12 protein-coding genes are annotated in these 14,886 nt (G+C 70.7%); 5 read left to right on the top strand and 7 right to left on the bottom strand.

The window, feature by feature from the left end; all coding sequences use genetic code 11:
- Window positions 1-60: 60 nt before the first annotated feature.
- From A9976_RS19020 to A9976_RS19010, 3 genes are all read right to left on the bottom strand, one after another.
- The gene (locus tag A9976_RS19020) at window positions 61-1,521 is read right to left on the bottom strand and encodes an MFS transporter (RefSeq protein WP_183020295.1); all 1,461 of its coding nucleotides are present in this window, start codon (window positions 1,519-1,521) and stop codon (window positions 61-63) included.
- Between the two features lie 16 nt (window positions 1,522-1,537).
- Window positions 1,538-2,860 carry a nitrate/nitrite transporter gene (locus A9976_RS19015; protein WP_012203038.1) on the bottom strand — a complete coding sequence of 441 codons (1,323 nt, stop codon included), beginning with the start codon at window positions 2,858-2,860 and terminating at the stop codon, window positions 1,538-1,540.
- A 156-nt stretch (window positions 2,861-3,016) separates the two neighbouring features.
- Complete coding sequence (locus tag A9976_RS19010; RefSeq protein WP_183020294.1) at window positions 3,017-3,979, bottom strand: helix-turn-helix transcriptional regulator; 963 nt, start codon at window positions 3,977-3,979, stop codon at window positions 3,017-3,019.
- A gap of 129 nt (window positions 3,980-4,108) precedes the next feature.
- Here A9976_RS19010 and A9976_RS19005 point away from each other — a divergent pair, with 129 nt between their 5' ends.
- From A9976_RS19005 to A9976_RS18995, 3 genes are read left to right on the top strand one after another with little or no spacing between them, the layout of a single operon-like run.
- Window positions 4,109-6,103, top strand: a complete 1,995-nt coding sequence (locus A9976_RS19005; RefSeq protein WP_183020293.1) for a TonB-dependent receptor — start codon at window positions 4,109-4,111, stop codon at window positions 6,101-6,103.
- Between the two features lie 26 nt (window positions 6,104-6,129).
- Window positions 6,130-7,197 carry a trans-aconitate 2-methyltransferase gene (locus A9976_RS19000; RefSeq protein ID WP_183020292.1) on the top strand — a complete coding sequence of 356 codons (1,068 nt, stop codon included), beginning with the start codon at window positions 6,130-6,132 and terminating at the stop codon, window positions 7,195-7,197.
- Window positions 7,194-8,435: an MFS transporter gene (locus A9976_RS18995; protein ID WP_183020291.1), complete on the top strand. Its 1,242-nt coding sequence runs from the start codon at window positions 7,194-7,196 to the stop codon at window positions 8,433-8,435. The genes A9976_RS19000 and A9976_RS18995 overlap by 4 nt, the downstream gene beginning before the upstream one ends.
- 4 nt (window positions 8,436-8,439) lie before the next feature.
- Here A9976_RS18995 and A9976_RS18990 read toward each other — a convergent pair whose 3' ends face one another.
- A complete protein-coding gene (locus tag A9976_RS18990) occupies window positions 8,440-9,111 on the bottom strand; it encodes a response regulator (protein ID WP_183020290.1) in 672 nt (223 codons plus the stop codon).
- Window positions 9,112-9,122: 11 nt separating this feature from the next.
- Window positions 9,123-11,036, bottom strand: a complete 1,914-nt coding sequence (locus A9976_RS18985; protein ID WP_183020289.1) for a type IV pili methyl-accepting chemotaxis transducer N-terminal domain-containing protein — start codon at window positions 11,034-11,036, stop codon at window positions 9,123-9,125.
- A gap of 145 nt (window positions 11,037-11,181) precedes the next feature.
- Between A9976_RS18985 and A9976_RS18980 the strand changes: the two genes are divergently transcribed.
- Complete coding sequence (locus A9976_RS18980; protein WP_183020288.1) at window positions 11,182-12,057, top strand: ChaN family lipoprotein; 876 nt, start codon at window positions 11,182-11,184, stop codon at window positions 12,055-12,057.
- 78 nt (window positions 12,058-12,135) lie between these two features.
- Here the strand turns inward: A9976_RS18980 and A9976_RS18975 are convergent, their stop codons facing one another.
- Window positions 12,136-12,393: a DUF3297 family protein gene (locus A9976_RS18975; protein WP_012203034.1), complete on the bottom strand. Its 258-nt coding sequence runs from the start codon at window positions 12,391-12,393 to the stop codon at window positions 12,136-12,138.
- Between the two features lie 121 nt (window positions 12,394-12,514).
- Between A9976_RS18975 and A9976_RS18970 the strand changes: the two genes are divergently transcribed.
- Window positions 12,515-13,819 carry a DUF445 domain-containing protein gene (locus A9976_RS18970; RefSeq protein ID WP_183020287.1) on the top strand — a complete coding sequence of 435 codons (1,305 nt, stop codon included), beginning with the start codon at window positions 12,515-12,517 and terminating at the stop codon, window positions 13,817-13,819.
- Here the strand turns inward: A9976_RS18970 and A9976_RS18965 are convergent, their stop codons facing one another.
- The gene (locus A9976_RS18965) at window positions 13,820-14,791 is read right to left on the bottom strand and encodes an arsenic resistance protein (protein ID WP_183020286.1); all 972 of its coding nucleotides are present in this window, start codon (window positions 14,789-14,791) and stop codon (window positions 13,820-13,822) included.
- Window positions 14,792-14,886: the final 95 nt, after the last annotated feature.

The following is a 14,886-nucleotide window of genomic DNA, read 5'->3' as shown; positions in this document are numbered from 1 at the left end:
CTCCTTGTTGTTCGTTGCGGTGCGTTGCTGTTCGGTGCTGTAGTGCCTGCGGCCCGGGTCTCAGCAGGGCATCTCGGCATTCCTGCGCGCGTAGTACCACCAGGTCACGCCCACGCACAGCACATAGAAGGCGGCAAACACCCACAGCGCCAGCTCGGGCCCGCCCGTGGCGGCGATGGAGCTGCCGTAGCTCTTGGGGATGAAGAAGCCGCCGTAGGCTCCCAGCGCGCCCGCAAAGCCCAGGGCGGCCGCGCCTTCGGTATTGCCCTCCTTGAGGGCATGGGCCTGCGCTTCCTCGCTGGGATGGGCGCCCAGTTCGCGCTGCTTGAGGGCCAGGAAAATCGCCGGGATCATGCTGAAGGTCGATCCGTTGCCGATGCCCGTGGTCAGGAACAGCACCAGGAACATCAGGAAGAAGCCCATGAAGCTGCCCTCGGCAGGGCCGAAGCCCAGCGCGTAGCCGCCGCTGCCCTTGGGCAGGAAATACAGCACGCCCACCACGGCCACGGCCATGACGAGGAAGTTCCAGAACGTCACGCGCGCGCCGCCCGCCTTGTCGGCCAGCCAGCCGCCGAAGGGCCGCGACAGCGCGCCCAGCAGCGGGCCCAGCCAGGCATAGGCCAGCGGATTGACGGCCGGGAACTGGCTCTTGATCAGCAGCGGAAAGCCGGCGGCAAAGCCGATGAACGAGCCGAAGGTGCCCAGGTACAGCAGGCACATCACCCAGTTGTGCTTGCGCCGGAAGATGGCGGCCTGGGCCGCGAAGCTGGCCTTGGCGTCGGCGATGTCGTTCATGCCGAACCAGGCGGCCAGCGAGGCGATGGCGATCCACGGCACCCAGATGAAGGCCGCGTTCTGCGCCCAGACCCGGGTGGTCTCGCCGGCCTTGGTGATGGTCTGCGCATCGCCGCCGAAGACGCCGAAGATGCCGGCCGTGATCACCAGCGGGCTCAGGAACTGCACCACCGACACGCCCAGGTTGCCCAGGCCCGCGTTCACGCCCAGGGCCGAGCCCTTGCGCTCCTTGGGAAAGAAGAAGCTGATGTTGGCCATGCTGGAGCTGAAGTTGCCCCCGCCCAGGCCGCACAGCAGGGCCAGGATCAGCATGGTCGGATAGCCGGTGCTGGAGTCCTGCACGGCGTAGCCGATGCCGATGGCCGGGATCAGCAGCGAGGCCGTGGACAGCGCCGTCCACCGGCGCCCGCCCATCAGCGGCACCATGAAGGAATAGAAGATGCGCAGCGTGGCGCCCGACAGAGCGGGCGCGGCCGCCAGCCAGAACAGCTGGTTGGTGGAGTAGGTGAAGCCCAGCGCGGGCAGGTTCACGGCCACCACGCTCCAGACCTGCCAGATGGCAAAGGCCAGGAACAGGGCGGGCACCGAGATCCAGAGGTTGATCCTGGCGATGGCCTCGCCCTCGCGCTCCCAGAACTGCCTGTCCTCGGGGCGCCAGAGGGTCAGCACGCTGCCGGGGCGGCTGCGCGCGGAGGCCTTTGCGGCGGCCTTGGTGTTCGCATGCATGTGCAACTCCTGCGGTTCAGCGCGCGGCCGGCTGCACATCGCTGTGGCCGCCGTGGCTGTTGAGCACGTCGGTGCGGCGCACCTCGGTGAAATACATCCAGATCAGCGACACCCAGACCACGCCGTACAGCAGCATGAAGGCGCTGGAGCGGATGCCCGTCCAGTCCAGCAGCACGCCGAACAGGATGGGCAGGATGAAGCCGCCCATGCCGCCGGCCAGGCCCACGATGCCGCTGATGGCGCCGATGTTTCCGGGGTAGTCGTCGCTGATGTACTTGAAGACGCTGGCCTTGCCGAAGGCCATGGCAATGCCCAGCACGAACATCAGCGCGGTGAAGGCATAGACGTTCAGGCCCAGGTGAAAGCGGGTGCTGCCCTCGGTGGTGAGCACCGTGAAATCCGTCTGCGGATAGGACAGCAGGAACAGGCAGATCCAGCACACCCACAGCACCCACCAGGTCACGCTGTGCGCGCCGTACTTGTCCGACAGCCAGCCGCCGATGGCGCGCAGCACGCCGCCCGGCAGCGAAAAGCAGGCCGCCAGCAGGGCCGCCACGCGGATGTCCAGCCCGTACTCGCCCACGTAGTACTGCACCATCCACAGGCTCAGCGCCACATAGCCGCCGAAGACGATGCTGTAGTACTGGCAGTACTTGAGCACGCGCGGGTCCTTGAGCGCCTTCAACTGGTCGCTGAAGCGCACGTTGCTGGGCACCAGGTGGGCCGGGTCGCTGTGGCTGAACAGCCAGAACAGCACCAGCGCGCCCAGCATGATGGCCGCATAGGCATGCGGCACGGCGGCCCAGCCGAAGGCTACCAGGATCACCGGCGCCACGAACTTGTTGACCGCCGCGCCCGAGTTGCCCGCGCCGTAGATGCCCATGGCCATGCCCTGGCGCTCCTTGGGAAACCAGCGCGCCACATAGGGCGTGCCCACCGAGAACGAGCCGCCCGCCAGGCCCACGAACAGGCCGATGGTCAGGAAGTGCCAGTACTCGGTGGCATAGCCCATCACCCAGATCGCAGGCACGGTGACGGCCATCAGCACCGCCATCACGATGCGCCCGCCGAAGCGGTCGGTCCAGATGCCCAGCGGCACGCGCACCAGCGAGCCCGTGAGCACGGGCATGGCCGTGAGCAGGCCGAACTGCGTGGCGTTCAGGTCCAGCATCTTCTTGATGGGGATGCCGATGATGCCGAACATCATCCAGACCATGAAGCAGACGGTGAAGGCCAGGGTGCTGACGGCCAGGACCGACCAGGCCTGGCGGTCGTGGCGTGTGCCTGTGCTGGTGCTCTTTCGGGGGTCGCCCTGTGCGGTGGGCGCTGTGTTTGCCATTTTGTTTTCCTCGTGGGGGCTATGGCTTCCATGGTCCCGCGCGAGGGCCGCGCCGCACATCCGCCAGCCGTACGCTCGGACAAGGCGGAAGAACTAGGAGCGCGCAGGCAGGCCTAGTTCCAAAGAACTATCGAGGGCAAAAAGGCTTGACGCAGATCAGGAGCGGCGGCCAAAAACGGACTTCGGGCTGCGCCCGTAGAACCGCGCAAATGCCGCACTGAAGTTCGACGGATGGGCATAGCCCACCTGCCAGCCGGCCTGGGCGACCTGGCAGCCGGTCTCCAGCAGCGCCCAGGCGCGGCGCATGCGCAGCTCCAGCAGAAGGGCCTGGGGTGTGGTGCCGAAGACGGCGCGAAAGCCCTGCTTGAGCCGGTGCTCGCCCAGGCCCACGGCGGCGCTCAGGTAGGCCAGGGTCAGCGCGCGGTCCATCTGGGTGGATAGCAGTTCGCGCGCCTGCTCCAGCCGGGCCAGTTCGTCGGCCGACCAGCGCAGTGCCGCCTTGGCCGGCTGCGGCGCAGGCGCCAGGTGGCGCAGCTCCAGCGCGGCCAGGCTCAGCATGGCGATGTGGCGGTCCAGCGCATCGGTGGGCTGGTGCCCGGGCGGCTGGGCCAGGCGCCGCGCCAGCGCCAGGCTGGCCGGCAGGCTGGCGCGGTGGTCCAAGGCCCGTACACGGGCCGCGCCGTCCACCCGGGTCAGGCGCTGTGAGAGTTCGGGCCCCAGATAGCGGTCCAGCGCCGCGCCCGACAGCAGCAGGCGCAGCTGGCGCACGGTCTGGCCGGCCGCATAGCGGCGCTCGCCCTGGCTGCCGCGAAAGACTGCCAGCGTGGTCTGCCCCGCGCCGAAGCGCAGCGCCGCGCCCGTGCGCGCCACAAAGCCCGATTGCCCGGCCAGCCCCAGCGTGATGACCAGGGTGCGGCCCTGGTCCGAGGCATCGGCCTGCACGCTTTCCTCCACCAGGTCGCGCAGCGGGCAGTAGTGCGAGCGCGCCAGCACGATGCCGTCGCCCAGCGTGAAGCGCTCCGCATGGCAGTCGCCCAGCTCGGCGGGCAGGGCATGCCGCGTCCAGCCCGGCGCACAGGGCTGGGGCAAGGCAAGCGAGGAAGGGATGCGGGAGGTCATGTGAGAGGAACGGATGCGCGCTTCGCATAGGAAATGTTCCGTCGCGCATACGTTTTCAAATGATATCCATTCTCATCCTCCATAGCATCGAAAACCACAGAGATGCCCTTTGGAGAGGACGAGAAAGCCATGACATTCCCCCTTCGCTGGCCAGCCGCGCTGGCCCTGGCCCCATTCACGGTGGCGGCCCAGGGCCAGGCGCCCGAAGCCACCCTGCCCGAGATCACGGTCACGGTGAACAAGCAGGCCGAGAGCCTGGACGCCGTGCCCGCCAGCGTCTCCGTCTTCGATGGCGCGGCGCTGGAGGCGGCCGGCGTGCGCGGGCTGGACGCGCTGTCCGCCCAGGTGCCGGGCTTCAGCTTCCAGGCCTTCGGCCAGTCGGGCGTGCAGCCGCCCGTGATGCGCGGGCTGACGGCCAACTTCGTGTCGTTCTCCTCGTCCACGCTGCTGCTGGTCGATGGCGTGCCCACGCTGATGGCCCAGGGCTTCGAGCACAACCTGCAGGGCGTGGACCGCGTGGAGGTGCTGCGCGGCCCCCAATCGACGCTGTACGGCCGCAATGCCGAAGCGGGCGTGGTCAGCATCGTCACGCGCCAGCCCGGCGACATTCCCCATGCGTCGATCAGCGCCGAAGCCGGCAACCACGGCCAGCGCGCGGGCAGCTTCGAGCTGGGCCGCACCCTGGTGCCGGGCCAGCTCTACATCGGCCTGTCGGGCGAGTGGCGCGCGCAGGACGGGTTCATTCGCCAGCAGGGCAGTGGCGCCCGCGTGGACGACCGCGAGCGCGCCAGCGGCCGCCTGGCCTTGCGCTGGACGCCCACGGCCGAGACCGAAGCCACGCTGCGCTACGCCCAGCAGCGCTGGGACGACGGCGCCGCGCAATGGGGCAGCATTGCCGCGCCGCGCGCCACGGTGAACTCGGGCACGGACAGCTGGAACCGCTCGCGCGGGCAGACGCTGTCGCTTGATGTATCGCACCGCTTTGCCTCGGGGCTGCGGCTGCGCTCCATCACCGCACGCAATGTCTTCGACGACCGCGTGCTGCAGGACACGGACTTCCAGCACGCCGACCTGCTCCACGTGCGGCGCGACTACCGCCTGGCCACGACCTCGCAGGAACTGCGCCTGGAGGGCGAGGCCGCAGGCCTGTGGAACGCGCGCTGGCTGGCCGGCCTGTACCTGGACCGCGACGACCATGACCTGCGCTACGAGCAAAAGCTGCCCACCGCGCTGATGCGGCCCACGGCCGGACTCAAGGGCAGCACGGCGGCGCTGTTCACGCACTGGACCGTCCCGCTGTCCGAGCGCTGGACGCTGGCGGCCGGCGCGCGCGTGGAGCGCAACCGCGTGGAACTGGCCCCCGTGGGCGCGGCGGCGCGCAGCGACGACTGGTCGCGCTTGAGCCCCAAGCTCTCGCTGCAATACCAGTGGTCGCCCCAGGGCCAGGTCTACACCAGCCTCAGCGATGGCTACCGCGCGGGCGGCTTCAACGTGTTCTCTCCGGCCATGGGCTATGCGGCCTACGAGCCAGAGACCGTGCGCGCCTGGGAGATCGGCGCCAAGGGCCGGCTGCTGGGGCAGCGCCTGCGCTACGCAGCCTCGGTCTACACCCAGCAGGTGCGCGACATGCAGGTACAGCAGATGGGCCTGCCGGGCGTGGTCTACATCACCAATGCGGCGCGGGCGCGCTCCACGGGTGCGGACTTCGAGCTCGACTATGTGTTCGGCGGCGGCTGGCAATTGCAGACAGCCCTGGGCCTGAACCGCACGCGCTTCGGCAGCTTCCGCGACGGCGCCGCCGTCTACGACGGCCACCGCAACCCGTTTGCGCCCGACATGACGGCCCATGTGGCCCTGCGCTACGACGCGCCCGGCCGCTGGTGGGCGCAGGCCGCCGTGCAGGGCACGGGCAAGGTCTACCTGGACGCCGCCAACGCCTACCGCCGCCCCGGCTACGGGCTGCTCAACCTGTCGGCCGGCTATGCCCAGGGGTCCTGGGAAATCGCCGCCTACCTGCGCAATGCCGCCAACCGCCGCTACGACGCCGTGGGCTACCTGAATGGCCAGGTCGTGGTCTACAGCCCGCCGCGCGAATTGGGCGTGCGGCTGACCTGGCGCATGTGACTCCCTTTCGTGAAAAGGACCTTCCGATGAATACCCCCCGCCGTGAATCCCCTACCCACACCCCCTCTCACGCCCTGCAACCGCTGTGGGACCTGGCCGCCGCCCAGGTCCAGGCCGAGGCCCTGGTGCTGGCGCTCGAATCGGGCGCTCTGGACCGGCTGGCCACGCCCCAGACGCCGGCCGAGCTGGCCCAGGCCCAGGGCTGGAACGAGGCCAATACCTCCCACTGGCTGGAATTGCTGTGGAGCATGGGCCTCCTGCGGCGCGGCCAGCACGAGCCCGTGAGCTACCTGCTGGCCACCGATGCGCTGCGCTACCTGCACAGCGCATCGCCCGAGTCCTGCGGCGCGGCCTGGCTGTTCCGCCTGCGCTCGCTGCGCCACTCCGCCACGCTGCTGCGCGGCCTGGTCGAGCACGGCCCTGCCGGGGACGGCTCGGCCTGCAGCGCCCCCTTGGCCACGGGCAATGCCGAAGGCTGGGCCGCCGCCGCGCGCGCCCAGATCGGCCAGGAGCAGCGTGCCGTCAGCGTGCCTGCTGCGCTGAACCTGCTGCAGCAGGTTCCCGAGGCAGGCGCCGCGCGCCGCATGCTGGACCTGGGCGGCGGCCCCGGCTGGATCGCGCTGGCCCTGCTGCGCCAGCAGCCCGCACTACAGGCCAGCGTTTTCGACTGGCCCGAGGCCGTGGCCGTGGCGGCGGACAACGCCCGGCAGTCCCGCCTGTCCGACCGCTTCACCGCGCTGGGCGGCAACCTGGCCACGGACGGCATAGGCAGCGGCTACGACCTGGTCTGGTGCTCGTCCGTGCTGCACTTCGTGCCCGATGCGGTGGCCGTGGTGGCCAAGGTGTTCGACGCGCTGGCGCCCGGCGGCGTCTTCGTCTGCGCCCATGCCGAGGTGGATGAGACGCCCGAAGCCGCCCTGCGCACCCTGCCCTACTACCTGCCCATGCGCCTGCTGGGCCGCAGCGTGACCCGGCGCGGCGAGCTGCAGGCGCTGCTGGCGCAGGCGGGTTTCGAGCGCATCGAACGCATCGAGTCGCGCGAGTTTCCGATGGCGCCGCTGGCCGTGCTCGTGGCGCGCAAGGCAGCACAATGAGCACCGCCCGCCCTCGCCCGGTCTGGCTGCTCCAGGCACTTTTCGGCTGGCTGCACCTGGCGCTCACGGCGCCCAGCGTCTACCTCTGGCTGGGCCTGCCCCTGGTCATGCGCCAGCATGGCTGGTCGGGCACGGCCATCGGCCTGTTCCAGCTGGCGGGGCTGCCCGCGCTGATCAAGTTCGCGCTGGCCGCGCCCGTGGAAGCGCGCAGCGCGAACGGCCAGCCGCGCTACCGCGCCTGGGCGCTGGCCCTGTGCCTGGCCTATGCAGCCGTGCTGCTGGCCCTGGGCTGGCAGCAGTTGCTGGCCGAGCGCCTGTGGCTGTTCGGCCTGGCCTTCGCGGCCGCGCTGGCCGCCACCTGGGCCGACATTCCCGTCAGCGCCCTGGCCATCCGCCTGCTGCCAGCATCCGAGCGCATGCGCGCCGGGGGCGTGCGCTCGGCGGCGCTGTCGCTGGGCGCCATCGTGGGCGGCGGGATGATGCTGCTCATGCAGGCGAAATGGGGCTGGCGCGCGCCCTTCCTCTGCCTCGCCGGCGCGCTGGTCCTGGGCGCCCTGCTGCTGGCCTGGGTGGTGCGCCATGAGCCCGAGGACGCACCATCGCCGCGGCCGCTGCCAACTGCTGAAGCGGGCTTGGCCGCCATGGTGCGGGGCTACGGCGCCCAGCCCGGCGCCTGGCGCTGGACCCTGGTGCTGGTCAGCTACTTCCCCTTCATCGGCGCGGCCTGGTTCTACCTGAAGCCGCTGATGCTGGACCACGGCTTCGCGCCCGCCCAGGCCGCCCTGCTGGCCGGCATGGGCGGCGGCGTGGTGGCCGCGCTGGCGGGCGCGGCCTCGCCCCAGCTCACGCGCCGCCTGGGCACCCGGCGCGCCCTGCCCCTGTATGCGGGCTGCAACGTGGCGGCGCTGGCGCTGCTGGCGACCGTCATCGCAGCCGGCGCCCCGGCCCCGGGCCTGGTCGCGGCCGTGGCCTGCGTGGCAGCAGCCATGGGAGCCTCCTCGGCCTGCGTCTTCGGCCTGATGATGCAATTCGCCCGCCCACGCTGGCAGGCCTTCGACTACGGCCTGCAGGCCAGCCTGTTCGCCGCCAGCCGCATGCTGGTGCCGCTTGCGGCCGGCGTGGCGCTGGACGCCATGGGCGCGGCAGCCATGCTCACCGGGCTGACCGTGGCAGCCGCGCTGGCGTGGGTGTGGGCGCTGCGGTGTGCGGGGGATGGTTGGGCTTCAGCCACAGCGTAGGCCGCTAATCCCGCTGCCGCTCCGACGCATACACCGCCGCCTGCACGCGCGAACTCAGGCCGAGCTTGCGCAGGATGTGCTGGACGTGGATCTTGACCGTGGTCTCGGCAATGTCCAGCGTGCGGGCGATTTCCTTGTTGCTGGCGCCGCGGGCGATCTGGACCAGCACCTCTTCCTCGCGCGGGGACAGCGGCGAGGCCGGGACCTCGTCCGGCTCGGGCGCCTGGGGCTCGGGCGCGCCCTGGGACTGGAAGGCTGCCACCAGCTTGCCCATCATCTCGGGGCTGACCACGGGCTCGCCGCGTGCGGCGCGGCGCAGGGCCTCGGACAGCAGGTCGCCGTCGATGGTCTTGAGCAGATAGCCCTGGGCGCCGTTGCGCAGCGCGGCCGCCAGGTCCTGGCCGTCCTCGCTCACGGTGAGCATGACGACACGGCTGCCCGGCGAGGCCGCGCGCAGGCCCGCGATGGCATCGACGCCCAGCACGCCGGGCAAGTGGTTGTCCAGCAGGATGACCTGGGGCGCCAGCGCGGGCACCAGGCGCAGGGCCTCGCCCGCGTCGCCGGCCTCGCCGACCACGCGCAGGCCTGCGTCCTGGGCGATGAGGGCGATCAGGCCGCGGCGGAACAGCGTGTGGTCGTCGATGACGAAGACGGAGATGGGGCTGGCGAAGGACATGGGGCGGCGGCCTACTGGGTGTTCAAGGGAAGGGCCTGCGCGGGCGGCGGCACGGAGGCACCGGCCGAGGCCGAAGGAGGCAGCTCGATCAGCACGCGCGTGCCCTCGCCGGGGCGGGAGTGCACATGGACCAGCGCCTGCGCCAGCAAGGCGCGCTCGCGCATGATGCCCAGGCCCACATGCAGCGAGTCCGGCGCAACGTCGGCGGGGATGAAGCCGCAGCCGTCGTCGCAGACCTCGAAGCGCCAGGGGTGGCGTCCGACGCGCAGCTGCACATGCCTGGCACCCGCGTGCTTGCGCACGTTGGACAGCGCCTCCTGCACCATGTGCAGCACCTGGATCTGCACGTCGGGCGCCAGCGGCAGGCCCTGGCCCGACATGGTCAGCGAGGTGGCGATGCCCGTCTGGTGCTCGAACTTGGACAGCGTGGCGCGCAGCGCGGCCTCGATGTCCTCGGCGCTGGTGCGCGTGCGGAAATGCACGAGCAGCTCGCGCACGTCGGCATAGCATTCGCGCACGCCGACTTCCAGTTCGTCCAGGCTGCGGTCGCGCGCCTCGTCGCGGCCCTTGGCCACGGCGTCGCGCAGCAGCTGGGTCTGTATCTTGAGAAAGGCCAGCGACTGGGCAATGGAGTCATGCAGCTCGCGTGCGATCAGGCCGCGCTCCTCGGCCACGGCGGCCTCGCGCTCCAGCGCCGTGGCGCGCAGGCTTTCCATGGCGCTGGCCAGGTGGCGCGCCATGGCGGACAGCAGGTCGCGCATGCCATCCGTGAGCACCACGGTGGAGCGAAAGAACAGGTTGACCTCGCCCAGCAGGCGCTGCTGCAGTTGCACGGGGATGCTGACCACGGTCCGGAAGCCGGCCTCGCGGCAGTGCGGCAGCTGCAGGTCGCTGGCCGGCGTGATGGGGATCACGCGCAACCGCGCCTGCTCGCGCGGCTGGCCGCACAGGCAGGCTCCCGTGTGCAGGCAGTGCTCCTGCACCGACATGGACTGGGGCAGGCCGTCGCCGGCCAGCAGCACGTAGCGCTCGTTGGCCTCGTCGGACCAGCGCACCGTGGCCGCATCGGCCTGGGCCGCCAGGCGGACCTGGCGCACAAAGCCTTCGGCCAGGGCCTGGAGGCTGGCGGCCTCCGACGCCTGCACGCTGACCGCGTACAGCGCCTGCAGCTGCTGGTGCTGCACGTTGAGGCTGGCGGTCTTCTCGCGCACCTTGTCTTCCAGCTCGGCGTGCGAGCTTTGCAGCGACTGGGCCATGAGGTTGAAGCCGGCGGCCAGCTGGCCGAACTCGTCATCCACCTCCACGCGCATGCGCGTGTCCAGGTGTCCGCGGCGCATGCGCTCCAGCGCCGAGCGCAGCTGGCCCACGGGATGCAGCACCAGCCAGTAGCTGGTGGCCATGAAACTCACGGCCGCGATGATGGCCAGCGCCATCAGGCACATCTGGAACAGGTGCAGGATGGCCGTCCAGCGCGAGAGCCGGTCCTCGATGGCCTCGACGAAACCGTCCACCTCGCGCACGAAGGCGTCGGCGCTGCCCATGATGGCTTGCGCATCCACATGGTCCTCGGCCTGCCACTGCGTGCGCAGCGCACTCCAGTCGCCGCGTATGCGCTCGTAGCGCGCGCTGACCACATCGCTCCAGGGCACGAACAGCGGCCGCGACATGTCGCCGCTGCGCAGCAGGTCCAGGCTGACGTCGAACTGCCGTGCGCGCGCCTGCCACTGCGCAGGCGCCTCGTTCTGGCGCGCCATGGCCATGCGCACCATGCTCATGCGCAGCCGTCCGGCCTCGTTCACCGCCGCCGCGCCGCCCTCCAGCTGCCAGGCCACCCACAGCGTGAAACCGATCGATGCCACGGCCGCGAGCAGGCAGGCCGCGCCCATGAGCAGCAGCTTGGTCGAAAGCGAGGGCTTGCCATGCATGACTGCAATGTAGCCATTGCACACCGGCGCGTCTTGACCTGAATCAAGCGCCATCCATTGCCGCAAAGGCTGGCACCTGCGGCTGCCCCCAATGCCCACAGGGCCTATGGAGCCCCCGGGCGAGGCCAGTGTTTAGCATGGGGCCATGCAAGTCCGCTCCATCCCCCGCCCCTTCATCCGCAACCCCGGCCTCGCCGGCCTGGCTGCGGCCGCATTGCTGGCGGCAGCCCTTGCCGGCTGCGCCAGCTCCTCCGCCCCGGCGCGGGACTGGACGCAGCAGTTGCAGCGCTGGTCCGACGCGCCCATCGTGCTGCTGGGCGAGCAGCACGATGCGGTCGCCCACCAGGCCTGGCAGCAGGCCACGGTGGAGCAGTTGGCAAAACAGGAGCGCCTGGCCGCGCTGGTGATCGAGATGGCGCCGCGCACCGGCTCCACCGCGTCCCTGCCGCGCGATGCCTCCGAGGACGCGGTGCAGCAGGCCCTGCAATGGCAGGACGCGGCCTGGCCCTGGCCGCGCTACCGCGGCGTGGTCATGGCCGCCGTGCGCGCGGGCGTGCCCGTGCTGGGCGGCAACCTGCCGCGCGCCGACATGAAGCAGGCCATGCGCAACGAGAATCTGGACACCCACCTGCCGCCCGAGGGCTGGCAGCGCCAGCTCGACGCCATCCGCGAAGGCCACTGCGGCCTGCTGCCCGACGCCCAGCTGCCGCCCATGGCCCGCATCCAGCTGGCCCGCGATGCCAGCATGGCCGAGGTGGCCAGGGCCGCAGTCAAGCCCGGCAAGACCGTGCTGCTGGTGGCCGGGCGCGGCCACGTGCTGCGCGGCGTGGGCATTCCCAGCTGGCTGCCCGAGGCCGCAGGCGCCAAGGTGGCCGTGGCGCAGGCGGGGGAGACATCGGTGGCGCAGGCGCCGGATGTGGATTGGCTGCAGAAGACGGATGCCCTGCCCGCCAAGGACCACTGCGCCGAGCTGCGGGAGAAGTTCAGGAATCCGCCGGCGCCGCGGGCCGATGCGAGCTGAAGCCCGCTGATTCCTGAAGAGGCTGCGGCCGGCCTTGCGACCGGCCGGTCAAGCCTGTGGCGGCACAGGCGCAGGAAATCAGCGGTAGAAGGCTTCCACGGCGCCCTTGAGCTTGATCAGCAGGGGCCTTCCCTTGCGGTCCACCGTCTTGCCGGCAGGCACCTTGATCCATCCCTCGCTCACGCAGTATTCCTCCACATCGAAGCGCTCGTTGCCGTTGAAGCGGATGCCGATGTCGTGCTCGAACACGGCGGCCACATGGTGCGGGCTGCGCGGGTCGATGGACAGGTGGTCGGGCAGTGCGGGGCGATCGGCGGGTGCGTTGGCGTCGGTCATGGTCTTGTTCTCGCAAGAGGGTTCTGAAGAAAGCCGGTATTGTCAGCGCAATTCGCAGGCAGGCGCTGGCTGACAGGCTTTGGCGGCAGGCATCGTCATGCGGATGGCGGACGGGCGTCGTATGCTGCGCTCCATGCTGTCGCCAGAGCAACGTCAAACACTGAAGTCGGCCAAGCGCCTGCCGCTGGCGCTGCTGCTGTTCGTGGCGCTGGGCTTCGTGGCCTCGTCCGTGGCGGCGGGGCACTGGCAGCAGGTGCCGCTGTGGCTGGCCTGCATCAAGGCCGTGACCGAGGCCTCGCTGGTCGGCGCGCTGGCCGACTGGTTTGCGGTGTCGGCGCTGTTCCGGCGCATTCCGCTGCCCCTGGTCGGGCGCCACACGGCCATCATTCCGCGCAACAAGGACCGCATCGGCGAGAACCTGGCGAATTTCGTGCGCGACAAGTTCCTGGACGGGCCTTCGCTGGTGGCGCTGATCGAGCGCCATGATCCTGCGCGCGTGCTGGCCGGCTGGCTGACCACGCCTGCCAACAGCGCCCTGCTGGGGCGGCAGGTGGCGCGGCTGGCGCTGGCGGCGCTGGAGATGGTGCAGGACCGGCAGGTGGAGCGGTTCCTGACCCAGGCATTCAAGGCCTTGCTGGCCCAAGTGGACCTGCCCCGCGCGGCGGCGGATCTGTTGTCGGGCCTGACCAAGGACGGCCGCCACCAGGCCGTGCTGGACGATGTGCTGGCCCGCGTCAGCGGCGTGCTGCGCGAGGCCGAGACCCATGTGCTGATCGCCCAGACCATCGTGCTGTGGCTCAAGCGCGAGCATCCGCTCAAGGAAAAGATGCTGCCCACGGACTGGCTCAGCGACAAGGGCGCCAGCGCCATTGCGGGCGCGCTCGACAGCCTGCTGCAGGACATTGCCAGCAATCCAGAACACCACATGCGCAAGGCCTTCGACGCCTCCGTGGACCGGCTGGTCACACGGCTGCAGTCCGACCCTGCCATGTCCGAGCGCGCCGAGCGGCTGCGCCACTACCTGCTGCACGACGAGAAGCTGGCCGGCTACCTGCGGGCGCTGTGGCTGGGACTGCGCGCCAAGCTGCAGGCGGACCTGGCCAACGAGCATTCGCAGGTGGCGCGCAAGACCGCCGCCATGGGCCGCTGGCTGGGCCAGTCGCTGGCGCACGACGAGGCGCTGCGCAGTTCCATGAACGAGCGCCTCAAGCGCTGGGCCCAGGCGCTGGCGCCCGATGTCTCGCAGTTCCTGGCCCAGCACATTGCCGATACCGTGCGGCGCTGGGATGCGCGCGAGCTGTCCGAGCTGATCGAGCTGCACATCGGCAAGGACCTGCAGTACATCCGCATCAACGGCACCGTGGTCGGCGGTGCCGTGGGGCTGCTGCTGTTCCTACTATCCAATGCGGGGCGGCTGTGGGCCTGATCACTGGCCGGCTGGCGGGTCCCGGCCCCACAGCGCAATCACGCGCACATAGGCCAGTTCGGCCAGCAGCTCCACCAGCGTCTGCGTGACGATGACGGCCGGCAGCACGGGAATGGCGCCAGGCACGGCCAGGGCCAGCGGCAGCACGACCAGCGAATTGCGCGTGCCCGCGCTGAACGCGACGGCGCGGCCCGAGGCTGCCGGGAGCCGGAAGGCGCGCGCCACCAGCCAGCCCAGTACGGGCGCTGCCACCGCGAAGGCCGCGTAGACGGGCACCACGCTCCAGGCCGCGTGCGTGGCCGGGCCCAGCTGGGGCAGCACGGAGGCGATCACCACGAACAGCACCAGCGCCGTGGCCGGCACGGGCAGCAGGCCCAGCCATGCCGAGGCGCTGGCCGCGCGACGGCTGCGGGCGGCCCACAGCTGGGTGGCGGCGGCCAGGGCCAGCGGCACGGCGATCAGCCAGACAAAGGCGTGCAGGAAAGGCCCGGCCTGGACCAGCCGCGCCGCATCGTCACCCAGGAACAGGCCCAGATAGCCGGGCAGGGCCAGCATCTGCGCGATCAGCAGGGCCGGCGTGGCCGCCAGCAGCAGGCGCGCGTCGGCGCGCCCCAGGTGGGAGAAGGTGACCACGTAGTCGATGCAGGGCGCCAGCATCACCAGCAGCGCGCCCAGGCGCAGCAGGGGGGCGGCGGGCAGGAACTGCAGCAGGGCCCAGACCAGCAACGGCACCACGATGAAGTTGGCCGCCATCAGCGCAGCCAGGAAGCGCACCTGGCCGAAGGCGCGCCGCAGCTCGGCCACGGGCACCTGCAAGAAGGTCACATAGAGCATCAACGCCAGCGCGGGGTTGATGGCACGCTCCGGCACGCCCGTGCCGGGCAGCGCCCAGGCGGCGGCCGCGGCCAGGGCCACGGCGGCGAAGTAGATGGGAATCTGGCGCTGTTCGAGCGCGTCTCGGGTGTCTTGCATTCGGGGCGCCGGGTGCGGCAGGGGCGGCAGGGGCGGCAGTGGGTAAGGAGTGCCTAGTATGGCAACGGTGCGTCCAGCCGCTGTCTCGAATTCCC

This window comes from Delftia sp. UME58, assembly GCF_014170385.1.
In the GTDB taxonomy this organism is placed as follows: domain Bacteria; phylum Pseudomonadota; class Gammaproteobacteria; order Burkholderiales; family Burkholderiaceae_C; genus Comamonas; species Comamonas acidovorans.
Note: the sequence above shows the minus strand (reverse complement) of the source record. Positions and strands in the feature narration are given on the sequence as shown.